The organism is Algoriphagus sp. NBT04N3, assembly GCF_019443765.1.
Classification (GTDB): domain Bacteria; phylum Bacteroidota; class Bacteroidia; order Cytophagales; family Cyclobacteriaceae; genus Algoriphagus; species Algoriphagus ornithinivorans.
Genome location: NZ_CP048415.1, coordinates 4,550,609 through 4,573,824, shown reverse-complemented (window position 1 = coordinate 4,573,824; position 23,216 = coordinate 4,550,609). Strand labels below are relative to the sequence as shown.

The window sequence follows — 23,216 nt, the reverse complement described above, 5'->3', positions numbered from 1 at the left end:
TGATCACTGTCTACTTCACCGGCTGTATCAAATCCCATAAATTTCCATAAAGGTCTTTGAAAACCGAAACGATTCCGAATTCCTCTTTGGCAGGCTCCCGGATAAATTCCACACCTTTGGAAATGTAGTTTTCATAATCTCGATAAAAGTCATCGGTATACAAGAAAAACATTACTCTTCCTCCTGCCTGCATTCCGATTTGCTTTTCTTGGGCCTCATTCGCTGCCTTAGCCAAAAGCAGATGACAGCTCGAACCCGGAGGTGACACTCGAACCCATCGCTTGGTTTCGGAAAGTTGGGTGTCCTCCAAAAGTTCAAAGCCCAAAACATGAGTATAGTAGGTGATCGCTTCGTCGTAGTCTTTGACTAAGAGAGAAATTTGTCCGAGTTGTTGCTTCATGTTTCAAATTAAATCATACCTGATGGCATAAAAAAAGGCCAACCTAATAAGTTGACCTCTTTCCAATCTTTATGTTTTCAAAAATTATGCTTCCACTTCTTCCAACTTAGGTGCAGCTGGAAAATCTATTGGGAATTGTGCCAAATTGTGGATATAGTTGGAAATAGTTTTATCAGCAATTAAGATAACCACATCGATCAAAGTGATTTCACTATAACCAGCATCAAAAAAACCTTGAACAACTTCCTTCGAAGCAGATCCTCTATTAACTGTTATTGATTTCGCTAATTTGACCAATGCATCCAATTTAGAATCAAAAGAGGCAGATCCTTTTCTTAATTCTAAAATTTGCTCATCAGAGAAACCATTCATTTTTCCAATGGCAGTATGCGCAGACTGGCAATACTCACAGCCATTTACTTGGCTTACAACCAAGTTCACAACTTCTTTTTCTTTTGCCTTTAAGCTGGTTTTTCTATTTGCCAAGGCCAAATAATCAGCTAATGCTGTATCACTTTTAGAATAGTAGGAATATAAATTAGGCACAAATCCTACAGCCTTTTCCAAACCTGCTAAAATCTCCTGATTTTTTTCTGATACTTCTGCTCGGGTTGGTACTGTGAAATTTTTCATCGTGGTATTGTTTTTTTTGGTTGAAATAAATTAACAATACAAAGATGCAGGGCTAAGGTAAGGCGGGGTTAGTCCGTTTTTCCCGAGGAGTTGGCAATTTTTCCCAATCGGAGGTTTTCTCTGAAGTCGGAGGGAGAAAGACCCTCATTATTTTTAAAAAAGCGGCTGAAGCTCTGCACATCTTCAAAGCCCAGCTCGTAGCCAATCTCGCTTATGGGCTTGTCGGTGTAGCCCAAAAGCCTTCGGCCTTCCAAAATTATCCGGTCATGGATATAGCTCAAGGGACTTTTGGCTCCCAGTTTGGAAAAGGCATTACTGATCGTTTTGGGTGATTTGAAAAGCAATTCGGCATAATCCGCCACTTGGTGTTTGCATCGGAAGTGCATTTCAACCAAAAAGTTAAACTCCCGGATCAAATCGGATTTTTGGTGATCTAGCTTTTGCAATTCAGATTGTTGGCTGTAAAGTCTTGTGCAGAGAATGAGCATTCGTTTCAAAAGCATTTGTAGCATTTCGAGTTGCAGCGAGTCTGGCTCCTCCCGGATTTCCATCTGAAAAACTCCCCATAGTGCTTCCAGTTTGGCTTTATTCTCAGCATCCAACTCGATCACCGGGAGCTTGGATGAGCCGTAGAAGAGAATCCCCTTGCAGCCCACTTCGGAATCATGATCCAGAATGCAGAAAAAGGGTCTATTGAACCTTACCATACGTGCTTTTGGAAGGCTTTTGACGGACAATTTATGGAATTCAGTGAGGCAAAGGATTTGGTCCGCTTCGAAAGACAAACAAGCTCCGTCAATAATCAACTCGGATTTTTCCAAAATCCATAAAAAAGCAAGCTCAGATTTCCCCTGATTGGGGACTACAGTACAGCTCGTTTCAGGAATACATTCCAGTTGCAAAAATTCACCTGTGGGTCCATTAAAAATCATCTCTTTAAAACCAGATTGAGCGGTATTTGATTCCAATTTTGGACTTCTTTTTGAAAAAGATGATCAATGCCCCTCTTTAGTGATCATTCCCAATTGATTCAAAGTTTCACGCTCTTTTTGATAGCTTTTTCGGATCACCCAAATAAATCCCAGCCAAAACCCTAAACCGGTGACCAGGCAATACACAAAGAAAGCGAAAGAGAGATGGGGTTGAATAGCAATCAAAAAGAAGCTAAGCCCAATTCCATAGGTCAGATAAATGATGGGCGTCCATACAAATTGAATTCTTTTGCGGTTTTCATAGTATCGGCGGACTTTTTCCACAAAAACAGCCGTAGCCTGATGAGGTTGGAGCTGACGGAGCTGAAAGCGACTCCACAACTCCAAGAATACCCGAATCCCGAGGGAGCCAAGCATCAGCGAAAGTCCCATGATCAATTTCCAATCTCCAAATTGACCAATTTCATAAAAGAAGAAAGCTAAGACAAGCAATGTGGTCGATAAGATTCCTATAGTCCAATATTGGTCTTTTTTCAGCTTTTTGAGAGCTGACTTGGCCAAACTCAGTATTTGGTCTGCCTGTAGTGTGGGAGACTTTTTAACTTGTGAATTATAAATCGACTGAAGGGGATCAAGTGTTTCCATGGCTGATACAGGGATAAAGTTGTTTTTTGATTCGATGAATTTTGACGCGAAGATTTTCCGAACTCAGGCCCAAGGTTTCTTCAATGGTGGCGTAAGGGATGCCCTCCAACACCATCAATATAAGTAGTCGATTTTGAGGGCTGAGCTGATCAATGCAGGCATACATGCGTTGAATCTGTTGCTCCTTTTCAGGATCGTATTCCGACTGAGGTTGAATCGCTAATTCCATTGCTTTTTGGGCTTCTTTCTTTTCTTTTTTCAAATGAAGCAAGCAGGTATTCACGGCAATTCGATAAATCCAGGTTTGCCAATTCGCTTCCTCTCGGAATTGCTTTCTGTGAATCCAAGCTTTTACGAAGGTTTCTTGTAAGGCGTCCTCAGCCAAGGCACTGTCTTGTCTGAAATAGCCCAAGCAGAGCCGGAAGACCGCATCCTTGTGTTCCTCAAATCGGGTTTTGAATAGTTTTTCTTCTTTGCTGCTGCTCAAGGCTTTTTTCGATGGCTAATTATTAGAGTATGCTTCTTGGGTATTGTTACAAAATCCGAAAATTTTTTCTCCAATAGAAAAAATCTAGAAATCTGTAACAATCTGAAGGGGGCACACTCTAAGCCTTAAAAATCACAAAAAATGAAAACGACTACGAAAACCATGAACGCACACCAATTAGATTTGCTCGACGAGTGGAGAACCGAACTAAGTATACGCTGTAAAAATGGAATCAATTTTATTTTTGGAGCGGCATTAATCTGGGCAGGAATTGCAGTGATCTGGAATCTTGAGTTGAGCTTGTACAATCAAAGTATTCTCACTTTTTCTATTTCTGGACTAATGCTCCCACTGGCATGGGGCTTCGGGAAAATCATGAAAACGGCTTGGAATGTGGAAGGAAATCCCCTGAATAAGGTTGGGATGATTTTCAACCTGGCTCAACTCTTTTATTTCCCTTTTCTATTTATCCTTTTGGGAAATAAGCCTGAATACTTTGCCTTGGGTTATGCCATCATCACCGGAGCACATTTCTTTCCCTATGCCTGGTATTATAAGACCAATTGGTTTGGGTTTTTTGCCGGGCTGATTCCATTTGGATCGTGGATCCTTTCCATTTACTTCCCAGAAATGATCGGACTGATCCCTGCTTTTGTTTCGGGCTGTTTGGGGATTTTGGGGCTGGGATTGGTGAGGGATTATCGATTAAAAATCGGGCAAGGTAATCAGGCAGCAATCCTTTGAGGTTTCAAAAATCAGCTGTTCAGGATTTGCAATCCTGAACCAGGATCCTAGGATTTTCAATCCGGATACATCTTTTAGTCTCTGTTTTAAAGAGAATTGGGATTTAGTGAATAAAAATCTTCTGATCGAGCTTCGAGATTACAAATCTCGAAGAGCTGAGAGCAAATTATAAATATGCTTTATCCAAGAAAAATAGGTATTAAAAAATGATTAAACTTTTGATTTTTTAGTTGATTTAAGAGAATATTTTTTTAACTTTTAGTCTTTAACTTCTAATTTTTCCGACCTATGGATCATCAGGAACAAATAATAATAATGGTCTTAAAGTGATAACTGGTCTACGATGAAAAAGTCAATAGTTTTATTTGCTCTAGGTGTTTGCTGTCTCTCCTGTAACCAAAACAAATACCCTATCGGTATTTTTCCAGAGGAAGCGACCAATTTGTCAGTAATCAATTCCCCATTTGATGATGTTAACTCAGACATACCTGCAATCACATTTGGATTTAAAATTGTTTTTTTCATCCAATCGAATTAATTCCCAACCCAATCACTTTAATTTGGTGGAATCTAATCTTGGATTTTATTGGGATAAATCAGAGGGATTCTTAAGAGTAGATCAAGGAAATACTCTTTTTGATACTTGGTTGAGAGATTGGGTGAGAAAAACGGAAACGAATTTCAATGAAAAAGGTCCTTACACCTTCATTGATTCGGAAGCTGGAGAAATTTTGCTTTTTAGCCGGGACAATTCCGAGGGCGTTTATTCCATTCTTTCCGAACCCCGAGAAGCTAACTCACAGGAGATCGATGGTGCTGAGGCATCTTTGAGACTAATGGAAAATGGATCGAGTGAAATGTACCCCTCCTTTTATGGAGGCGATTATTTGAAAGGTGCTGGAGTAGAAAGCCAAGGCCGACCTGAAAAAATGCTATTCAGCTCGGATCGGGATGGGGTATTTGATATTTATGAGGTGGATCTTCCGGCAAGCGGGTCCGTGCTGGAATTCCTTCAAAGTGCCGAAGAAAAGGAAATCCAAAAAATCGGGATCAATACCACGTCTAATGACCACATGCCATTTGTCTATGGGGATATGCTGGTATTTTCCTCAGACCGTCCGGGAGGATATGGAGGCTACGATTTGTATTACTCGTTTCGCAGCGGAGATGGCTGGACCGAGCCGGAAAACTTTGGCCCCAAAGTCAATTCCGAATTCGATGAATACCGACCTGTGGTATCGGACGCTTGGGAATTTGAAAATCAATTGATGATTTTCTCCTCCAACCGTCCCGGTGGATTGGGTGGATTTGATTTGTATTTTGTTGGTATCCCGAAGTTTTAAATTGCAAAAATTAAAGTCAATGTTTGAAACCTTCGAGGTCAAAAAGACCTCAAAGGTTAGCTTCCTGGATGAGCAAAGACATGAGCTGAATAATATTCCTCCAAAAAACGATTGATCTTTTTATCCAAAGACCAAAGTTGCAGTCCGTTTTCCAGACACGCTAAAATAATGACAGTGTCAATAAGGCCTATTCCCTGATTCAACAGTTTGTATTTTTGGGAAAAAAGGCCTGCGTGGTATCCAAGATTTGAATCTTTGATTTTTGGTGTGTTTTGATAAAAAATGTCCAGTATTTCCATTTCTCTTTTCCCTCTTGCTCCCTGGACCAATTCCCCAAAAATGATATTCAAGGTCCAAACTGATCGTTGGTCTAAAAGACTCTGGCAGCTTGAGAAATAAGATGGATTGGCTTTGAAATACTCAATCCAAATGGAAGTGTCAAAGATTACGCCCATTAAGAATTGTTTTTATTCCTAAGTTCCTCTGCCGTCCAATAAAAGTCTAGGGGTTCAGCCACAATTTCCTGAGCAGCGGATCTAATTTTTTGAGTAGCAATATATTCCTCCAAAGCTATTCGGAGCGTTTCGCTGATGTTTTTCGCCTTAGAAAGCTCCATGGCTTCGGCAATCAACTCATCAGATATCAAGGCAGTTACTTTCATTGTAATCAGATTTTGCCCTAATATACGATGATTGATCGTATAATTGTTTCAATATATAAAACCTTCGAGGTCTCAGCTGTTCAGGATTTGTAATCCTGAACCACGATCATAGGATTTTTAATCCGGGTACACCTATTAGTTTGTGTTTTAAAAAAGAATTTGGATTTAGAGATTAAAAATCTCCAGATAGAGCTTCGAGATTGCAAATCTCGAAGAGCTGGATATCTGAATAGCAGTGCCGGAGATTTCTACGGGATAAGAAAAGGGCCCATTCGATTGGCAGAATTTGGGTAATATAATTTCCCCTTTGAAGATTAAAAATCTTCCGATCAAGCTTCGAGATTGCAAATCTCGAAGAGCTAGTTCCTCTTTCGAAATGACACCTCAAAGGTTCTTGCGTTTTTTCAGCTTTCTGATTTTAGCTTTCTGACTTACTCCACTTTTTTCCTCTCCCCTCTAAACGTTCCATTCGGCTGAACAAAGCTCACGGCGATGATTTCCCCGTCTTTTTCCTCAAACTTGACTTTGAAGCCTTCCAGCACCTTCAGGTTAAACTCGTGTTCCCCGATATTGACCAGTTCGTACTCAGGCTGACCGGGCACAAAGGCATAGAGTTTTTCCTCCTTGATGTAAATCTTCACTTCCTGCACGCCCATCAGGAGATAGGCTCCTTCGTACTTTTTCAAGTCATCTACCGAAAGCTCATTTTCCTTCGGAGTCCGCTTAAATTCGATCGGATCCAAGGCAGGTTCTAATGAAGCTTTTAGACCAGAGATATCTCCAGTCATATTGCTGACAAACTGCAAGACAAAAGGATTATCTCGATTCGGTTCGCCTTGGTAGATCAAAAACAAATTGAACGCGTCGTAGTCTTTGTGCTCCAAAAAACCACCCAAGAGCCCCGTCTGCAAAAAGAGCGTATCATTTTTCAGGTCAATCTCCATCTTGCCGTAGCCGGGATGTTCGTAAGTGCCGGTATAGTCCATCAGTATGTGGGAAGGTTTGGTCAGGCTGGCTTTGGCCGTAGAGTCGGCAGCCGCTTTGGCTTTGGCTTGTGCTTCTTTGGCTTCCTCGAGTCGCTTGACAGTCTCGCCCAACCAATCTGCAGGCTCCAGATTCAGCATGCGATCGGCAATCATATTCCGGACGACATTGGGAAGGGGAGAGCCATTTTGATTGGTCAGAATCATGATTCCCAGACTGTCTATAGGGAAGAAGGAGGCGGAAGCTGAAAATCCGTCGATATTTCCCCCATGCTCCACCCGGTAGTGACCTCGGTAAGAGGCCAAAAACCAGCCATAGCCATAGTTGGAAAACTGTACATCGGGATGCTCTTTGGAAGGGGTGCCAGCAGACACCACCATCTGGGCACTCATCGCTTCCTTGACGTAGTCTTCGGGGATGATTTGTTCGCCCTTGAATTTCCCACCGTTGATCCAGGTGATGAGCCAGTTGGACATTTCGGACACGCTGGAGTTGATCGCTCCTGCAGGACCCATAGCTGCGATATTGTAGTAATCCATCCGCTTGGTTTTTCCATCCAAGTCCACCGAGTAGCCAAAGGATTTGTCTGCCTCCTTTTCCATCTCCGGAATGCGGAAATTGCTTCGGGTCATGCCCAGTTTATCAAAAAAGAGTTCCTTGACATTCTGCTCCCAGCTTTTGCCCGTGAGTCGGGCACCGATTTCTCCTTGGAGGAAAAACATCCAGTTATTGTAATACCACTGTTGCCGCAATCCGGTGAAAGGCTCCTGGAATTCGATGCGCTTGATCAGTTCGGATTTAGACTCGGAAGGAAACATAAACCAGGAAAAGTCATGCCTAGGCAACCCGGTCCGATGGGCCATCAAATCCTTGACGATGATTTGTTCATTCATCCAGGGTTCTGCGAACCGGAGTTCTGGAATGTATTTGCTGGGCCTCTCGTCAAAGTCGATTTTTTCATCCTTTCTCAAAACACCCAAAACTGCCGATGTAAAGGCCTTGGAAGAGGAACCGATGGCAAAAAGGGTGTTTTCAGTTACCGGAACCTGATTTTCTACATCCTTGTAGCCAAATCCTTTGGCATAGACGATTTTATCCTTTTGAACAATAGCTACAGCAAAACCTGGCGTATTCAGCGCAATGCGGGCTTTTTCGAGTTCGGTTTCGAGTTGTTTAAAATTAAAATTTTTACTCTGTCCGTAACCGAAGGAAATCGATAGTAGGATCAGAATCGGAGTTAATAATTTTTTCATAAGTGGGTATTAAAGGTCTTCTACAAAAAAGATAGCATTTTGATTCAGGTCATACAGGCCAAATTCATGGGTTCCCCAAGGAGTATTCAAGCGAAGCTTATCTGGAGGGATCACTCCTTTGGTGACTAAAGCTTCGAAATAGGTTTGGATGTTTTTTACAAAAATCCGGACGACTGATCCCCCCAACAAGGGGTCCTCAGGAGTATCAGCATGCCATTGAAGATGAAGCCAAATCTCATTTAGCCTAATTCCTGCATACATCCCATCTCCAAACTCCCTACTGAATCCCAAGTTATTGCTATACCATTCCACATCTCTTTCGATATTCTGGGAGGGAAGGACAGGGACTGCTTGGAGAAACTCAGTGGTCACGATATGTCAAAGTGTTTGTTGTAATCTTTCCAAAATCTCCCGGATTTCCACGATGCTTTCCCACTCTCTATCCCGCTCTCCATGTTCAATGCCTACATAGCCGTGATAGTCATGGGAAAGAACGATTTTCATCATCCGCTCATAGTCCAATTCAGACTCATTTCCGGCATCATCCCAAACTTTCGGCTTGAGACTCACTCCGGTAGCCAGTGGCATGAGTTCGTCTACACCTCGATAGGAATCGTAAGAAACTTGATTTCCATCCACTGCTCCAATTCTAAAGTTCCCGAAATCTGGAAGGGTTCCCGCCAATGGATGTTGAACATTCCGGATAGTTTCTGCCAGCCATTTTCCATTGGAGGAAAATCCTCCGTGGTTTTCGATCACGATATGGGTCCCATAAGGAGCCGCAAATTCACAAAGCTGCCGAATGCCGTCGGTTACCAATTTGGATGCTTCGGTCGCATCAGCAGGGTTTTCCGACCAGGCAATATCTGAGTAGCCGTTAACTCGTACAGTATGACATCCCAAAAATTTTGCAGCCTCTATCCATTTTTTATGTTTTTCCACGGCTTCTTTCCGGTCTGCATCGGATCGAGCTCCCAACATCCCCTCCCTATCTACCATAATCAGAACCTGAGTAATCCCTTCATTTTCGCAGCGGGTATTCATTTCTTTCAAATAGGTCTGATCCTGGGCTTTGTCCATAAAAAACTGGTTCACATACTCCACGGCCTGGATGCCATGCTTTTTAGCTTCCAAAGGAAAATCCAAATGATCCAGTTGCTTAGAGAAAAGGAGTCTGTTGACCGACCATTCCGCCAGGGAGATTTTAAACAAGAGGTCGGACTTATTTTTGGCTAAAGTCAATTGAGGAAGGCCCAAGCCAAGGGCGGTTGCGGCCAAACTGGAAGTTTTGAGGAAGGTTCTTCTATTGGTCATAGGGAATTGGGTTAATGGTTTTTGAGTTAGTAGTAAAAGGAATAGGATAAGTTAAGATTTTTGAAGAAGATTGCTTTGAAGTATTTGGATAATATGCTGGCAGACTGAATGGTAGTTTGTGGCGAGAACTCAGAACCTGCCTTCTGCCTACTTTTCAGATTTATCACTTTAGCCTTCAGCTTAATTAAAACTCCCATCCAGCTCGATATTCCCTTGTCAGCAAGCGATTGGCCTCTTCATCATTGGTGATCTTGACCAAGTTGGCGTCGAATTCAACCTTTTTGCCAGCTCGAAGCGCTACAGCTCCCAAATTAATCGTATCAGTAATGCACTGGGCTCGGGTAAAGCTCCCCGGGGTCTGTCGCTTTTCCAGCATGGCATCTACCCATTGGTCGGTTTTACGGTCTACTTCCCGGGAATTAATCCGTTCGGAATCTCGGTCTGCCATCATGGTACTTTCCGGTAAAAGCACCGGATTTTCTCCTCGGAACCCTCCCAGGATTTTTCCTTTAGAACCCAGGATCAATAAACCTTCCTCGGGAGTGTCTTTTCCATCGACTTCCAATTCTTCACAGGCAAAGGGCTTCATTCCCCCATCATACCAAAAAAGGTCAAATGCAGGTAGTGAGGCTTGGGCAGGAAAATTCCATTTAATAGTGCAGCTAGCCGGAAAGGCGACGTCATTCTTTACCCACTGATAGACCTGATTGATTTCCTCACGGGTAGTAGTGCCAAAAGCCCGAGCGGAAACAGGACTTCGATCAATGCCCAAGGTTTCAAAAAGCGGAAATAAGCTGTAATGCCCCATATCCGCCACCGATCCTCCGCCGAATTCATACCAGCCCCGGAAGACGTTATGCGTATAGTTTTTGTGATAAGGGATATCCGGCACAGGCCCAAGCCAAAGCTCCCAATTCAATCCCTCTGGAATAGCTTGAGCTTCTGAAGGTCTCTTGGTCCACTGCTGCCAGACAGGGCGATAGGACCAGTTGTGGATTTCCTTCAATTCGCCGATCAATCCCGAATCCATCCAGGCTTTAATCTGTCGGTATTCAGGTCTGTCCGACCATGCCAGAAGATGAGTAACTAATCCGGTATCTTTCGCCTTTTGGATGACTTTTCTACCTTCCAAAAGTCGGTTGGCGATGGGTTTGTGTGTGACCACATGCATTCTCTGATCCATAGCTGCCAAAGCAATCGGCGCATGAGTATGGTCGGGAGTCATGATTTTGACAGCGTCGATTCCTTTTTTTTCTTTAGCAAAAAGCTCCCGATAATCCTCATAGCTAGCGCAACCCTTGTATTTGCCAGAAGGCTTATTTTTGGCATAAAACCTCTCCACATATTCCTGTCCTATGTCCCGCCCTCCTGGGATTCCGGGTTTTCCTTCCCACCAAGTATCGTCACCAAGGGTTTCTCGGATATCGTTTCGGATGCCGTGAGGAGACCAATCGATGTAATCGGTGGAAAATTTATTCACATCGCAGACGGCGACCACCCGAACTTTAGGATTTTGTAAAAGTGATCCCATTTCCCGTAAGCCTTGAGTTCCGCAACCAATATTGGCTACCGTCAATTGATCGGAGGGAGGGATTTTCCCTAGTCCAGCAATCACATTAGACGGCACAATACTAAAAGAGGCGGCGAAGGTGGCGGTAGAGGCCAGAAAATCGCGACGGTTGATCTTTGACATGGTTTAGGTCTTTTGGGTTTGAAATGGAATTTAGGGAATTCCGATTAAAAAAGTTTGCTTATCCCTCTAAGATCATTTGCTGGCAAAGGCTTGACTATCACTAATACAAGCCTCCAAGGGTTTTTATTTTTTCAATATTGACAAAATTGATACGTCATAAACCAAAAAAGGTAAACCCTTGGAGGGTTCTATAAAGTCATTCAAAGAATCTAGGTAAAATGTCAGAATAATCAAAAAACGGATTTGATCCATTAAAATATTCGCTGCTGTATTTTTCTTCGCCAGTTGCTCTAGTCCGTTGTATTTTAGTTTAAGCAAATTTCAAAATCCCTTAGTTAATTAACACTTATGACTACTTCTTTGAAAAGAATCGAAAAGGGAATCATCCAAAACTGGAAAGTTATTTTGGTTCTCGGGCTTTTATTTCTTTTGATTTGGAACTATCCGGATATTAAGCAAGGAATTGTAGACGGGTGGAGAGCGTATTAAGTAATTCTATTGCTGGCCCCCCTTCTGTTCCAAAAGCTGGGCAAAATCCTATTAACCATCCAAGGACTTTGCTTTTTCTTGAGCTGCCAATCTTTGACTTTCTGACCTACTCTGACGCAGGCTAAAAATTTATCGGAAAAGCTTATCTTATGAAGTTAAATACTTCTGTCATGCAAAAGCTTTTCTTCCTCACCCTGATCAGTTCTGTTCTTTTCTCCTGTCAGAAACAATCCTCAGAACCCAGCCAAATAACAAATCCCAAGCGTCCCAATATTGTCTGGATCGTTTGTGAGGATATGTCTCCCGAGCATTTGGAATCTTATGGAGGCACAGGTGGAAAGACGCCACACTTGAATGCTTTGGCAGCCGAATCCTTACAATACCAAAATGCCTTTTCCACAGCAGGAGTCTGTGCTCCCAGCAGGGCAGCTTTGATCACCGGAGCATATCAGAGTTCCATTGGCGCCATGCATATGCGAACCACCGGAATGTCTGCCAACGCCTTAGATGCCTATCCTCCTGGGTTTAAAAGTTATTCCGTTGTATTGCCAGAAGGTATGCGCACCTATCCAGAATATCTCCGGCTCAATGGCTATTACACCAGCAACAATTCCAAGGAAGATTACCAGTTTCAAAGCCCGGTGACCATGTGGAATGAAAGTGGCAATAAGGCTCATTGGAGAAACCGCAAAGATCCCGATCAGCCGTTTTTCTCCATTTTCAACTTTACCATTACTCATGAGTCTCAGGTTTGGGCACGGGAAGGAAAGGATAGCCTGTTGGTCGATCCAAAAAAAGTAACAGTCCCCCCTGTGTACCCCGATGATTCCCTGACCAGAAGGACTATTGCCCGATTTATTACCAATGTGATGCGGATGGATCAGCAGGTGGGAGAAGTTATTGCCCAGCTCAAGGAGGATGGGCTCTATGAGAATACCATCATTTTCTTTTACTCTGACCATGGTGATGGGATGCCCTATTTCAAGCGGGAATTGTACGATCGGGGTTTGAAAGTGCCTTTGTTGGTCAAAGCTCCTTGGATAAAAGGCGGGACGAAAACCGAGGAGCTGGTCAGTTTTGTGGATTTTGGGCCTACTGTACTTTCGCTTGCGGGAATTCCAATCCCCGAGACGATGCAGGGTCAGGCGTTTTTGGGACCTCAGAAAGCAGAACCTCGGAAATATGTCTATGCAGCTCGGGATCGTATGGATAGTGAATACGATCGGGTTAGAGCTGTTTCAGACGGGAGATTTAAATACATCCGAAATTACATGCCAGAGAAGCCCAATTATCAGAATATTCAATATCGACTTCAAAACCCCTTGATGGGTCACCTTTTGGAACTGAATAAGCAAGGAGAACTAAATGAAAATCAAGCCCGCTGGTTTGCCCAAAGCAAACCCGATGAAGAATTGTACGACACCCAATCTGACCCTTGGGAATTTACCAATCTGGTAGGTAATCCGGACTACGCAGAAAAGCTTGCTGAGCTACGCAAAGCACATGAGGATTGGGTTGTGAAGTACGGGGACAAGGGTGAAATGAATGAAATGGAAATGGTACGAAGCTGGTGGAATGGAGGAGAAAACCCTCCCGTCACTGCCGAGGCTGAGGTAAGTTTCTCCGAAGGAATGGTTACTCTTACTTGCCCTACACCTTCAGCTCTGATCGGATGGAGAAATTCCAGTGGCGAGACTTGGAAGATATACACCGAGCCTTTTGAGGCGGTGGTAGGAGATTCATTATATGTGAATAGCCACCGAATAGGCTTTGAGGCGGCGGAGGTTTCCAGAAAGTTGGATTAGGTTATCCGTCCGGCTTTTAGATGAATTATATACCAAATTTTATTTTAGGGTATAATCATCTGTTCCAAGTCAGTTTGATCTCCCCTCCAAATATTGAGATCAATTTGTTCCCCAATACCTGGAAGGCTTCCCTTCTCTGTAAACTGCCAAATCAACCACCCGCGGGTTTGAGGCTCTTGAACTCGATTATAATTAGCAACCCAAATTGGATATTGATCAAATCCCTGATTGTGCAGTACATCCCAGAAAAACTTATCTCCAGTATAAATCATGGGTTTTACCTTGTAATGAGCCTCCACGATTTTTAACCAATTCTTCAGACCCTCTCTTAATTTTTCCTTGGGCTGGATAGTACTGTGCTTTTCAATATCCAGCACAGGAATCAAATCCCCTTTAACAAGCTTGGTATTTCTGATGAAGTTTTGAGCTTGTTTACTACTATTTTCATTTGGGCGGTAATAATGATATGCTCCTCTTTTCACAGGTAAATTAGAAAAGCCTTTCCAATTCTGTTGGAATCTTGCATCTATCCCATCTTCGCCCATTGTTGCTCTCACGAAAACAAATTGTACACGATGATTTTCAAGTTGTAATTGGAGCCCCGCAAAATTAATCCTGCCTTGATATTGACTGACATCTATTCCCAAAATGCCTGCTGGAAAATTTCTAAAAACGTGCTGCAGCTTCAGTTCCTCTCTGTAAGGAGGGGCGCTTCTAGTATACTCACCTAAACTCCGATTGATCTTCTTTTGAAATGTCGAAAGAAAAAGACCGATACCAACTAAGAGAAAAAATAAAACAACGATGATCCAAGACCAAAAACCTGAATTTTTCTTTCGGGGCATAGAAGAATTAAAACTCTCGTAAATATGAAAAAAGAATATTTAATTCGAAAGACCTCTTAGCGAGTCCAAGTGATTTAGGTCAGATTAGACAGACGGAATCTGGCTCGCCCCATAAAGGATTGAATTAGATCTCAGGTTTTATTGGATATTGGGATTTGGCAATGCTTGAATACACTTCTTGCAAAGCCGGAAAGGCTTAAAGTGTTGAAGTCAGATCCTTACTGATTCTGGTTGCTTCGGTATTTCTAAGCCCAAAACTTTAAGTCTATAGCATCCAGACCTAAACCTCTACTTTATCTCAAAAGCTGCCGATTCCCAAGGGCCAAAATCCAGGTCGATTTTTACTCCTTATTCAATACTCGAGAATCAAGTTTCCTTTTTGTGTTAACCAAACTAATAAAACCACTAAAAGAATATAGTAAATCCAAATTTAAGTCCAAAAGCACTTTGTGGTGTTGTCAAATCCAAATCGTTTTCCTTGAGCGAAGTAGCATTATAACTGGCCATAAGGTCAAACGAACTTCTTTCGCCCAAAAGAAAGGCCAAACCTAAACCTCCCCCCGCATTGGATACTCCGAACTTAGTGTCGGTTTCAAGGCCTGATCCTGATGTCTCCTGATTCCTTGTTCCAAAAAGAGTATTGATTTCTGCAAAGGGAATAATTTTTTTAGATGAGAAATAATACCGGGCAAATGGACCGACCCCAAAAAAGGAAGAGGTGGATTTAAGCTCCACTCCGCCGGTCTCGGTGCTACCACTACTTGTCGAAAGGGCCAACTCTAAACCTGTCGCAAACCGGTCGGTGATAAAGTATCCTCCTTTCGAAGAAATAAAAAAAGAGCTCGTCCTGTCTTCCAATTCACTTCCATCAGCTAACTCCAAAGTGGAGCGATTAAATGCCAGACCCATCAGGCCATCACTTTGACCGATACCCAAGGAGGTTCCCGCACTGAAGAACAGTTTTCCTTTTTCCGTTTGAGCCATTGCCCCTATTGCAAAAAGATTAAGAAACAATAAAATCCAAATATTCTTCATTTTGTAATTAATTTTGTTTTGATTCTACCTACCTATACGCTTCAAAGCAATAGGCATTATTACCTGTCAGAGAGATCACTTTTCCCTTCTTTCCGTTTTCTCCTGGGAGGGTATATATAGCCGTTCCCCAGAATATCTCATTGGGAAATTCTCCGATCAGTTTGGGATCGATCTTCCAAACAGTCTTTCCCTCCCGGATATCTATCGCATGGAGCCTGCCGCTTGCTCCCCCGTTGAAATAGACCACCCCATTCATATAGCTCATTTTGCTGCTAGTACCCGAGCCCCGAGTCTTCCAGAGCTGATTACCGGTCATGGGGTCAAGCGCATAGACGTATTGATCCTCATTGTTTACGATGACCATATCCTCTTCGATCAGGAAGTTGGAGAAGAAAATCTCCCCGTCAAATTTCTTTCGCCAGTACTGCTGTCCGTTACGGAGATCATGGCAGGCCAGCTCAAATCCCACGGCCATATAGATTCTATCCTTATAAATCACCGGAGGATTAAGCAGCACTCCATTGAAGCTTTTCTCAGGATTGATGATGGCTTTCTCATAGATCCACTCCCGTGTGCTCTGATCGTAGAGCCCCAGGTAGGACTGCCAGAAGAACTCAAAAAAAGGCTCCTGCCAGACCACTGCCAGATACTCTTTTCCGTCCAAATCCACCGGCAGGGCTGCGGTCACATCCCCAATCCGATTACCCGGAAAGAAATAGTCCATCGTAAAGTTTGGGATCAGGTACTCTTCATACTCCCCATTTAGGATATTCCCTTTGAAAATGACCGTTTGGTCAATACTGTCGGGAAATGAATCGGATCTGCCGAAAAGATAAAAGTCTTCATCTTTGCCATATACATGTGACCAGAATGACCTGTCCAAATTATTCCTGCTTTTCCATTGAGTTTGGCCTGATTCCAAATTAATTCCATAAACTCGACTTCCATTAGTGTAAACTATAAGGTTTGCGAATTGATGAGCTCTACTTATTTGGATTTCTTCTGTGGCTTGAACGAAACGATCATCCCATTCCCAAAGGGTATTACCATCTTTTGGATTGACCATTGTTAGCATTCTACCTTTTGTTCCTTTGGTCATGGGAATGATTGGATTCCCGCCGGAATAAATTGGATAGTTTAAGGTTCCATTGAATTCTGGTCCAAAAAGATGAAGACTTTTTTTCCATAGATAAGGAAGGGAAATCACTTCCCCTTCCTCATTTTTTTTTAGCTTGGATTCATCATTATCCCATAAGAAACAGGAGCTGACTAAGATGGAAGCGAGGCAAATAACTCCTAAGCTAATCTGTTTCATTATCTTGGAGGCGTTAGAAATATATCTCCCCTATCTCTGAAGACCTCATTAAGACGAGCCCTCGTTGCATCATTCGGCTGCCCATTCAGCTTGCTGTTAGACATATTCAGCACCTCGATATGATTGGCACCCTGGATAAAGTATCGGTTGGAAGCCGGAAGCGAAGAGATGTCCTGACTATAGCTGGGAATAAATCCGTCGGAAGGATAATGGACCATCACCTGTCGGGTCCGCTCGACAAACCCCCACTCGCCGCAGGACTCATCACGATCTCTACCCACATCATCTATTAATAGTTGCTTACCTGGGATAGCCTCACAGGGGACCCAAGTCCATACCCAATAGGTTTCAGGTTCCATTCTACTGGACTTGGTAAGTCCATTCCAGATTGTCTCACTTTCATTGAGCCAGTCAACTCCTTTTTTCCATTGCACTGCCTTGTTTGCGTTGATGGCTGCCTGAACAAACAACACCGGATTAATAAATCCTAAAATCGCATTTACAATTGTACCTGCAGTTCTGGCAACAAAAAAACCATTGTAAATAACCTCAACTCCGGTAATCGCATCAGGTAATAGTTGATCGCTTGGATTAGTACTATTTCGTGTAATTGTGCTACTCAATAATCTCCAATGTACAGGCCTATTTTCCTGTGCGATCATACTAAGCCGTGGGATGGAAGAACTGTAATTATCAATTTGAGATAGAAAAGGACTTCCCATTTTCAAATCCGCTCTTGCCTGGGCAGAGCCAGCATATTGACTCAATAAGTCGTTGGTAATTAGCAGTTCACAGATTTTACTGGTGGTTAAATTAGCCCCAAGTGCCGAGGTGAAACTCAGAGTTGCTACGTTCCAAGGAATCCCAAAAAGCTCAGTGAGAGGACCTGCACTTAAATCGTTACAGGCGGTTTGACTTGCAGAATATAGACTATTATCCTCAAAAGAATTGGCTATTCCTGCCCCCGAGTTTGGAGTTGCTATGGTAATCAACCCATTTATCCTCCTTGAGGAGGAAGGGCTGACTCGGTCTAAGTTTCTCAGTACAACCCCGCCCATACTATGACCGATTCCTATATTCTGAGAATTTACAGGAATGAAGCTTGATACAGAACTAGTCGAAGCAGTAACTCCAGAACTGGAGGGATAGGATGGTCGGGAACTGTTCATTCTACGCTCGGCCTCAAATATAGAAGCATAATGCTGCCAGGCTGTGCTGTTATCGTTGAGTCCGTGAACCCAGTAGGTATTTTTATTTTGTGCCTGCAGTCCTAATGCCAGAAAAAAGACGAAGAAAAACGGACATATTGAATACTTTTTCATAGCTAAATCAATTGAGGGAAATGTTTAAGTCAGAAATTTTGGTCAATGTCACTTTGGTGATTTCCGCCTGTTCTTCAAGGAGAAGAGGTTCTTCCACTCGAATGGCATCAAGTGCCTCCGTTGCCCCTTTTGCATAGCCATAATAGGTAGTCTGGAGGATTTCATCACCTTCAGAATATATCCTATTTGCTACCATTCGATTTTTTTCTTTATCAATCAGCATGACATTGATGCCTGTTTGTCCGGGTTCAAATTGCGCCATATCTACTCGGATGGTGACATAGGCTTCATTTTCTTCCAAAATCTGAAATTCCTCTACTTCCCGCACTATAGGATTACTTGCTTTGATTTGTGCCAGAAAATTTTCCAAGTTTGCTTTAAAAAACTGAGACTGGAAGTTTCGCAAGGCTCGATTGATATCTTCCTTGGAATTGGTGTCTTTGATTTTTTTTATTTCTGTAATCCACGTGGAGTAATCCAATCGTTGCATGGGTTCTGACCCCAATAAGGCTCCAGAACCGTCATACCAAGAGATTTTCCCCCCGTAGATGACAGTCTTTTTGACAGGTGGTCGATCATCAGGTAGATCTTCATGAGGGATTTTAATTCCTTCATTTTCAGACAAGTGATTGATTGTAAGTTCCGCTTCTCCAGTTTCATGAAGCAAAAATTCCACCCGCTGCTTCTCTTCAAATGGATTGAGTGCCGACAGGGAGTTTTCACTCAGAGATCCTAAGTCCCCCTGATAGTCTGTGGAGATAACTGATTCCCAAGAAACTTGCATTAGGCCTTTATTCCCTAAAAGTGGATTTCCTTCCGCGACTTGATCTCCGGTGATTACTTCCTGACTACATCCAGACAGGACCAATGTGACAATTACGAGGGCATTTAAAAAGGTGAAATCACCTAAGCCCCCCCCTAGATTGACTAAAAAGGCAGAGAGAAATCATCTCTATCCTTTCATTTTTAATTTTTGGATTCATGAAAAGTTGATTAAGGTTTAAAATAAACTAATCAATTATAATAACGAAAGGCCAAATATTCAAACTGTTGTCAAAAATTAATTAAAACTTAATTACACAATCACCTCACTTCAAACACCGCCGACTCCCAAGGCCCAAAGTCCAAATCAATTTCAGCCCCCTGATCGCTGACCCGTAGCTTGGTCTTTTTCTTTCCAAACATTAACTCTTTGAGCTCCCGTTCGCCTTTCTCTAGCTTCCAAGCTTTCAACAATTCCGGAGAAAGTTTAAGCGTTGTTTTCACCGATTGGAATTCATCAAAGTTGGTTACTACGATCAGTTTCTGGTTTTCGTCCCAGCGGGCAAAAGCGAAGGTTTTGTTGGTATAGGCTGGGTTTTGAGATCGGTTGAAGGAATGCAATTCCATATACTCTCCCATCAGCGCCGAACTGTTTCTGGTGAAGTTCAGCACCTCGGAATAGTAGTTTCGAAGTGCTTTTTCATTTTCAGAAAGCTGCCCTCCGTCAAATTTCCCTCCATTCATCCACTTCTGATGCTGCGGTACCCCGATGTAGTCAAAAATGGAGGTTCTACTCGGATCACCAAAACCTGCATCTTCTGCTCCTAGTTCGCCAACCTCCTGTCCGAAATAAATCATCGTCGGAGAAGTAGAAACCGTTGCAGAAACCACCATGGCGGGCATGGCTTTCCAAGGGTTCCCGGCAAATTCCGGACTGGCGATGCGTTGCTCGTCATGGTTTTCCAGGAAGTGAAGCATGTGATGCTCTATATCACGCTGGGATTCAAAAATCGCAGGGAGATAATCCGTAGACCCATGCCCGTACATGATGTTTTTCAAGGTATCATAGAGCTCTACTTTATCGTAGAGGTAATCCATTTTTCCTTTGAAAAGGTAATCCCGATACAAGGCAGGCTGATAGACCTCTGCCATCAAAAAAGCATCCGGCTTGGTATTTTTTATATGGGAATTCAAATAAGACCAAAACTCCACAGGCACCATCTCGGCCATATCAAAGCGAAATCCATCCACGCCCTTACCCAACCAAAACTGGGTGATGTCCTTGAATTTTATCCAGGAATCCGGTACCTCTTTTCCCTGCCAGAATTCATAGTGCTTTTTCCAGTCCAAGGAATCCGCTCCAGCAGGTAATTCTTCGAAATCTTTGCTACCATCCGGTTTGATCCCATAATTGATTTTGACCGTTTCATACCAGTCATAGAAGTCAGGTTGAGCCAATCGGGAACCATTGCCTGTCCATTTGGCAGGCACTTCTTCGAATTTCCCGTCAGCTAAGGGATGCTTTTCTCCGCCAAGAGGTTGGTAGCCATTTTTGGGTTCGGGCACCTGAAAGGCTTCTCCCGGGATATAATAGAAGTTGTTGTCTCTGGCATATTCTACAGATGTATCATCATCCGCTCCAAAGTCTTTCACTCCTTCGGGATTATTTTTCCCTTCATAATGACGCGATACATGATTGGGTACGATATCGATAATCACCTTCATTCCATGCTTGTGAGTACGGGCGATCAGCGCTTCAAATTCCTCCATACGCTTGGTCACATCCACCGCCAGATCAGGATTGACTTGGTAGTAATCCCGTACGGCATAAGGTGAACCTGCACGTCCTTTGATCACATCCGGATCGTCCGAACTCACCCCGATCTCCGGAAAATCTCCGATGACGCCGTGATGTGGTACTCCGGTATACCAGATGTGTGAAATCCCCAGCTTTTTGATTTCTTCCAAAGCGGTATCTGTGAAGTCATTGAACTTCCCAACTCCATTTTCTTCCTTGGTTCCCCAAGGTTTGTTGTTCGTATTGGCATTGCCAAAAAGTCGGGTAAAAACCTGATAGACAACAATTTTTTGAGGTTTCATGGCTTCAGTTTCTGTAATTTCAGGGGAATTGCTTTCGCAGGAAACAAGAGTAGCTGCTAAGGCGGCAAGGGATAAAAATCTCTTCATGAGTTTATCTAGTCAATCGATACAAAAGGAGCGTGTTTCTTTTAATTAGTAAGGGAAACTGTTTCATATTGATGGTTTCTCCAGGTGCATGAGCTCCTGAACCTGAAGCTCCCAAGCCATCCAATCCTGGTAAAATATCAGCCACATAAGCTATGTCAGCAGCACCTCTGCTTCCTGGATCACCGGGTTTCACTTCCCCCAATCCCATATCCAAACTTACCTGATTCAACACAGCCGCTAATTCATAATTTTCAGGTCTGGGAGTCATTGAAGGGATGCCATCACGAAAAGTTATTTCAGCATCCGTTTGATGAAGATTTTTAGCTACGATTTCCCGCATTTTGGCTCTTGCAGCTTCTTTTTGAGCTTCACCCAAAAATCTCAAATCACCAGTTACAAAAGCCTCTCGAGCAACGATATTGGTTTTGCCCAAAGCCTCTCCTTTTCCAGTTTCTGAATCGTAAGAAATATCCGAACCCCCAATAAACTGACCCGGATTGAAGGTCAGGTACTTTTCTTCAGCAAGTGCTTCCCGGAATTCATTTAGAATCCTAGAAGCTTCATAAATAGCACCATATCCCGCATATTGTCCAAAAACCCCGCTGGAGTGGCTTTGACGGCCTGTAGTCTTTAAGGTCCAACCGCTGGAACCTCGTCTGGCTACTGTCACTGAGTTGAAACCCTGAGCTGTTTCGTAGCCTAAAGCGATATCATGAGACTTGGAACGCTCAATGAAATCTCTTCTGGAAAGCTCATTGTCACCCGAACTCTCCTCGTCGCCCATAAAATACACGGTCACGCTTCGATCTTCCAATAGTCCGAGTTCATGAAGCGCCTTCAAACTTGCAAAAACCAGTACATCGCCACCTTTCATGTCATTTGCGCCTTGTCCGGTGGCCGTGCTGTCATTGAGCCAGGTGAAAGGAGTGAAGGGCATGTCTTTCTCGAACACTGTATCCAAATGACCTATTAAAAATAGTTTTTTACCCTTAGAACCTTTTCGGGTAGCCACAAAATGACCTGCACGGTTTACTTCAGCAGGAACTTCCACCCATTCAGTCTGAAAGCCGATTTTTTCAAATTCACGGGCGAAAACACGGCCTACTTCTCGCACGCCTTCTTTATTGAGCGAGCCGGAATTGATGTTTAATACCTCTTCTAATAAAGCAACAGTCTCTTGGTAGTTTTTGTCAACCAGTTCTAGAAGCTTTTTCTCTTCTTTACTGAGTTTTTGTTGAGCAAATGTCAAAAAAGGCAGAATTGCCAAGATGATGATACAGGCAGATTTTTTCATAGGTGGAAAAATAGGGGAAAAATCCTGAGGGGGCAACTGCTCAACCTTAGAAGCTTGATTTCTATAGTAAGTCTAATTTTAATAATCAGGAATATTCTTACCCAAAATGATATCACGATTAATTGTCAATATCCCATTTGCCAACTTTGGTAGAAAAATACCTGAGCCACCTCTTTGGGGTCTTTTTCTTTTTTCCTCTTCTGTTAAAAGTGGGTCATCGAGGAAAATAAAATCATCAATGTAGTAAGGAATAGTGCTTGGCTCTTTGACTGTAATGTGGATGTGTTCAACCTCCTCTCCTCCAGGATAAGGAGCAGGTCTAAATGTAAAAAATGAATAACGACCGTCCGAACTGGTTTTTACCCAACCTCTGATATGTCCATGTCTTCTTGCCCAGCCCTTTTCGTCTCCCTTTTTTTCATAGATACCCTCCCGGTTAGTGTGATAGATGTATAAAATCACATCCTTTGCAGGAATTTTTCCATCTTGTTGGTACACGGTTCCAGTCAGCATCAATTTTGGGTTATTCTGAAGAAAACCCGGAAGCGTATCCACCGAATTGAGTTTTTGATCTCCAAATTCCATAAGGGCTTCACAGCCTTCGCACGGACCACCCACTTTTCTAACTTGCTTGGGGCTATCTTGACCATTGCAAGAAAAAACCACAAAAATCAAAAGGGATAATATTATTGCAGTTTTCATATCCTCGATGAATTAATTAATATGCATGATTTCAGATAATTAAGTTAGCTGTTTTAACTGTCAAAAACGCCTCTTCTACGATTTTTTATCCCTCGATAGATTAACATAAAAATCAAGGTCAAGCCATGAATTATAGAGATAACATTAAGGTCTATAAATTTTTCATTTTCTATAATACAGATTCTGCCTGCCTGACCTGCTAAGGCAGGCCGTTGGCACTCCTTGGGTCTCAATCTATGATTATTGCCCAGAATTGAATTCTGGCCTGTCTGCCGAGGGCAGGGCTTGGACAGAACGTGCCGTTGGCACTACCCGCTTAAAATAGAACTTGATATAATTTTTAAAAGAGCCAGAAAAGCCCTGAAGGCGCG

24 protein-coding genes are annotated in these 23,216 nt (G+C 42.9%); 4 read left to right on the top strand and 20 right to left on the bottom strand.

All coding sequences use genetic code 11. From position 1 onward, the window contains the following. Positions 1-10: 10 nt before the first annotated feature. From GYM62_RS19885 to GYM62_RS19865, 5 genes are all read right to left on the bottom strand, one after another. On the bottom strand, positions 11-400 hold the full coding sequence (locus GYM62_RS19885) for a VOC family protein (RefSeq protein ID WP_219957690.1): 390 nt from the start codon (positions 398-400) through the stop codon (positions 11-13). 84 nt (positions 401-484) lie between these two features. Beyond that, positions 485-1,033, bottom strand: coding sequence for a carboxymuconolactone decarboxylase family protein (locus tag GYM62_RS19880; RefSeq protein WP_219957689.1), 549 nt, complete (start codon positions 1,031-1,033; stop codon positions 485-487). Between the two features lie 68 nt (positions 1,034-1,101). Continuing rightward, positions 1,102-2,001, bottom strand: a complete 900-nt coding sequence (locus GYM62_RS19875) for an AraC family transcriptional regulator (protein ID WP_219957688.1) — start codon at positions 1,999-2,001, stop codon at positions 1,102-1,104. Between the two features lie 27 nt (positions 2,002-2,028). After that, on the bottom strand, positions 2,029-2,610 hold the full coding sequence (locus GYM62_RS19870; RefSeq protein WP_219957687.1) for a hypothetical protein: 582 nt from the start codon (positions 2,608-2,610) through the stop codon (positions 2,029-2,031). Next, positions 2,597-3,097 carry an RNA polymerase sigma factor gene (locus tag GYM62_RS19865; protein ID WP_219957686.1) on the bottom strand — a complete coding sequence of 167 codons (501 nt, stop codon included), beginning with the start codon at positions 3,095-3,097 and terminating at the stop codon, positions 2,597-2,599. The genes GYM62_RS19870 and GYM62_RS19865 overlap by 14 nt, the downstream gene beginning before the upstream one ends. Positions 3,098-3,238: 141 nt before the next feature. Here GYM62_RS19865 and GYM62_RS19860 point away from each other — a divergent pair, with 141 nt between their 5' ends. Further along, entirely contained in the window at positions 3,239-3,841 is a 603-nt protein-coding gene (locus GYM62_RS19860; protein WP_219957685.1) for a hypothetical protein, read from the top strand. Between the two features lie 321 nt (positions 3,842-4,162). On the opposite strand, the gene GYM62_RS19855 is transcribed toward GYM62_RS19860, so the two are convergent. Continuing rightward, on the bottom strand, positions 4,163-4,366 hold the full coding sequence (locus GYM62_RS19855) for a hypothetical protein (RefSeq protein ID WP_219957684.1): 204 nt from the start codon (positions 4,364-4,366) through the stop codon (positions 4,163-4,165). Between the two features lie 38 nt (positions 4,367-4,404). Between GYM62_RS19855 and GYM62_RS19850 the strand changes: the two genes are divergently transcribed. After that, positions 4,405-5,184: a hypothetical protein gene (locus tag GYM62_RS19850; RefSeq protein WP_219957683.1), complete on the top strand. Its 780-nt coding sequence runs from the start codon at positions 4,405-4,407 to the stop codon at positions 5,182-5,184. Between the two features lie 56 nt (positions 5,185-5,240). Here the strand turns inward: GYM62_RS19850 and GYM62_RS19845 are convergent, their stop codons facing one another. The 6 genes from GYM62_RS19845 to GYM62_RS19820 all read right to left on the bottom strand — a co-directional run bounded on the left by GYM62_RS19845 (position 5,241) and on the right by GYM62_RS19820 (position 11,089). Beyond that, complete coding sequence (locus tag GYM62_RS19845; RefSeq protein WP_219957682.1) at positions 5,241-5,639, bottom strand: PIN domain-containing protein; 399 nt, start codon at positions 5,637-5,639, stop codon at positions 5,241-5,243. Further along, positions 5,639-5,845: a type II toxin-antitoxin system VapB family antitoxin gene (locus GYM62_RS19840; protein WP_144602159.1), complete on the bottom strand. Its 207-nt coding sequence runs from the start codon at positions 5,843-5,845 to the stop codon at positions 5,639-5,641. Before GYM62_RS19840 ends, GYM62_RS19845 begins: the two co-directional genes overlap by 1 nt. A gap of 431 nt (positions 5,846-6,276) precedes the next feature. Further along, entirely contained in the window at positions 6,277-8,082 is a 1,806-nt protein-coding gene (locus GYM62_RS19835; protein ID WP_219957681.1) for a serine hydrolase, read from the bottom strand. A 9-nt stretch (positions 8,083-8,091) separates the two neighbouring features. Further along, positions 8,092-8,454 carry a glyoxalase/bleomycin resistance/extradiol dioxygenase family protein gene (locus tag GYM62_RS19830; protein WP_144602161.1) on the bottom strand — a complete coding sequence of 121 codons (363 nt, stop codon included), beginning with the start codon at positions 8,452-8,454 and terminating at the stop codon, positions 8,092-8,094. A gap of 6 nt (positions 8,455-8,460) precedes the next feature. Then, positions 8,461-9,396, bottom strand: a complete 936-nt coding sequence (locus GYM62_RS19825) for a TIM barrel protein (RefSeq protein WP_144602162.1) — start codon at positions 9,394-9,396, stop codon at positions 8,461-8,463. Between the two features lie 184 nt (positions 9,397-9,580). Next, entirely contained in the window at positions 9,581-11,089 is a 1,509-nt protein-coding gene (locus tag GYM62_RS19820; protein WP_219957680.1) for a Gfo/Idh/MocA family oxidoreductase, read from the bottom strand. A 348-nt stretch (positions 11,090-11,437) separates the two neighbouring features. Here GYM62_RS19820 and GYM62_RS19815 point away from each other — a divergent pair, with 348 nt between their 5' ends. Beyond that, positions 11,438-11,578 carry a hypothetical protein gene (locus GYM62_RS19815; RefSeq protein ID WP_219957679.1) on the top strand — a complete coding sequence of 47 codons (141 nt, stop codon included), beginning with the start codon at positions 11,438-11,440 and terminating at the stop codon, positions 11,576-11,578. 170 nt (positions 11,579-11,748) lie between these two features. Then, on the top strand, positions 11,749-13,383 hold the full coding sequence (locus GYM62_RS19810; RefSeq protein ID WP_219957678.1) for a sulfatase: 1,635 nt from the start codon (positions 11,749-11,751) through the stop codon (positions 13,381-13,383). Positions 13,384-13,427: 44 nt separating this feature from the next. Here the strand turns inward: GYM62_RS19810 and GYM62_RS19805 are convergent, their stop codons facing one another. The 8 genes from GYM62_RS19805 to GYM62_RS19770 all read right to left on the bottom strand — a co-directional run bounded on the left by GYM62_RS19805 (position 13,428) and on the right by GYM62_RS19770 (position 22,845). Beyond that, positions 13,428-14,228, bottom strand: coding sequence for a glycoside hydrolase family 25 protein (locus tag GYM62_RS19805; protein WP_219957677.1), 801 nt, complete (start codon positions 14,226-14,228; stop codon positions 13,428-13,430). Positions 14,229-14,633: 405 nt separating this feature from the next. Further along, complete coding sequence (locus GYM62_RS19800; RefSeq protein WP_219957676.1) at positions 14,634-15,263, bottom strand: outer membrane beta-barrel protein; 630 nt, start codon at positions 15,261-15,263, stop codon at positions 14,634-14,636. Between the two features lie 28 nt (positions 15,264-15,291). Beyond that, a complete protein-coding gene (locus GYM62_RS19795; protein ID WP_219957675.1) occupies positions 15,292-16,578 on the bottom strand; it encodes a PQQ-binding-like beta-propeller repeat protein in 1,287 nt (428 codons plus the stop codon). Further along, on the bottom strand, positions 16,578-17,900 hold the full coding sequence (locus GYM62_RS19790; protein ID WP_219957674.1) for a hypothetical protein: 1,323 nt from the start codon (positions 17,898-17,900) through the stop codon (positions 16,578-16,580). Before GYM62_RS19790 ends, GYM62_RS19795 begins: the two co-directional genes overlap by 1 nt. A 7-nt stretch (positions 17,901-17,907) precedes the next feature. Then, positions 17,908-18,684 carry a hypothetical protein gene (locus GYM62_RS19785; RefSeq protein ID WP_219957673.1) on the bottom strand — a complete coding sequence of 259 codons (777 nt, stop codon included), beginning with the start codon at positions 18,682-18,684 and terminating at the stop codon, positions 17,908-17,910. A gap of 299 nt (positions 18,685-18,983) precedes the next feature. Beyond that, a complete protein-coding gene (locus GYM62_RS19780) occupies positions 18,984-20,849 on the bottom strand; it encodes an alpha-amylase family protein (RefSeq protein WP_219957672.1) in 1,866 nt (621 codons plus the stop codon). A gap of 4 nt (positions 20,850-20,853) precedes the next feature. Continuing rightward, positions 20,854-22,143 (bottom strand): M20/M25/M40 family metallo-hydrolase, encoded by a 1,290-nt coding sequence (locus tag GYM62_RS19775; RefSeq protein ID WP_219957671.1) that lies wholly within the window; start codon positions 22,141-22,143, stop codon positions 20,854-20,856. Positions 22,144-22,221: 78 nt separating this feature from the next. Further along, positions 22,222-22,845, bottom strand: coding sequence for an intradiol ring-cleavage dioxygenase (locus tag GYM62_RS19770; RefSeq protein WP_219957670.1), 624 nt, complete (start codon positions 22,843-22,845; stop codon positions 22,222-22,224). Positions 22,846-23,216 lie beyond the last annotated feature (371 nt).

Coding starts and splice junctions, on each gene's coding strand:
- GYM62_RS19835 (WP_219957681.1), bottom strand. CDS start 8,082: ATGAAAAAATTATTAACTCCGATTCTGATCCTACTATCGATTTCCTTC.
- GYM62_RS19885 (WP_219957690.1), bottom strand. CDS start 400: ATGAAGCAACAACTCGGACAAATTTCTCTCTTAGTCAAAGACTACGAC.
- GYM62_RS19880 (WP_219957689.1), bottom strand. CDS start 1,033: ATGAAAAATTTCACAGTACCAACCCGAGCAGAAGTATCAGAAAAAAAT.
- GYM62_RS19825 (WP_144602162.1), bottom strand. CDS start 9,396: ATGACCAATAGAAGAACCTTCCTCAAAACTTCCAGTTTGGCCGCAACC.
- GYM62_RS19780 (WP_219957672.1), bottom strand. CDS start 20,849: ATGAAGAGATTTTTATCCCTTGCCGCCTTAGCAGCTACTCTTGTTTCC.
- GYM62_RS19820 (WP_219957680.1), bottom strand. CDS start 11,089: ATGTCAAAGATCAACCGTCGCGATTTTCTGGCCTCTACCGCCACCTTC.
- GYM62_RS19860 (WP_219957685.1), top strand. CDS start 3,239: ATGAAAACGACTACGAAAACCATGAACGCACACCAATTAGATTTGCTC.
- GYM62_RS19790 (WP_219957674.1), bottom strand. CDS start 17,900: ATGAAAAAGTATTCAATATGTCCGTTTTTCTTCGTCTTTTTTCTGGCA.
- GYM62_RS19810 (WP_219957678.1), top strand. CDS start 11,749: ATGCAAAAGCTTTTCTTCCTCACCCTGATCAGTTCTGTTCTTTTCTCC.
- GYM62_RS19815 (WP_219957679.1), top strand. CDS start 11,438: ATGACTACTTCTTTGAAAAGAATCGAAAAGGGAATCATCCAAAACTGG.
- GYM62_RS19795 (WP_219957675.1), bottom strand. CDS start 16,578: ATGAAACAGATTAGCTTAGGAGTTATTTGCCTCGCTTCCATCTTAGTC.
- GYM62_RS19840 (WP_144602159.1), bottom strand. CDS start 5,845: ATGAAAGTAACTGCCTTGATATCTGATGAGTTGATTGCCGAAGCCATG.
- GYM62_RS19800 (WP_219957676.1), bottom strand. CDS start 15,263: ATGAAGAATATTTGGATTTTATTGTTTCTTAATCTTTTTGCAATAGGG.
- GYM62_RS19855 (WP_219957684.1), bottom strand. CDS start 4,366: ATGAAAAAAACAATTTTAAATCCAAATGTGATTGCAGGTATGTCTGAG.
- GYM62_RS19770 (WP_219957670.1), bottom strand. CDS start 22,845: ATGAAAACTGCAATAATATTATCCCTTTTGATTTTTGTGGTTTTTTCT.
- GYM62_RS19870 (WP_219957687.1), bottom strand. CDS start 2,610: ATGGAAACACTTGATCCCCTTCAGTCGATTTATAATTCACAAGTTAAA.
- GYM62_RS19845 (WP_219957682.1), bottom strand. CDS start 5,639: ATGGGCGTAATCTTTGACACTTCCATTTGGATTGAGTATTTCAAAGCC.
- GYM62_RS19805 (WP_219957677.1), bottom strand. CDS start 14,228: ATGCCCCGAAAGAAAAATTCAGGTTTTTGGTCTTGGATCATCGTTGTT.
- GYM62_RS19775 (WP_219957671.1), bottom strand. CDS start 22,143: ATGAAAAAATCTGCCTGTATCATCATCTTGGCAATTCTGCCTTTTTTG.
- GYM62_RS19785 (WP_219957673.1), bottom strand. CDS start 18,684: ATGCAAGTTTCTTGGGAATCAGTTATCTCCACAGACTATCAGGGGGAC.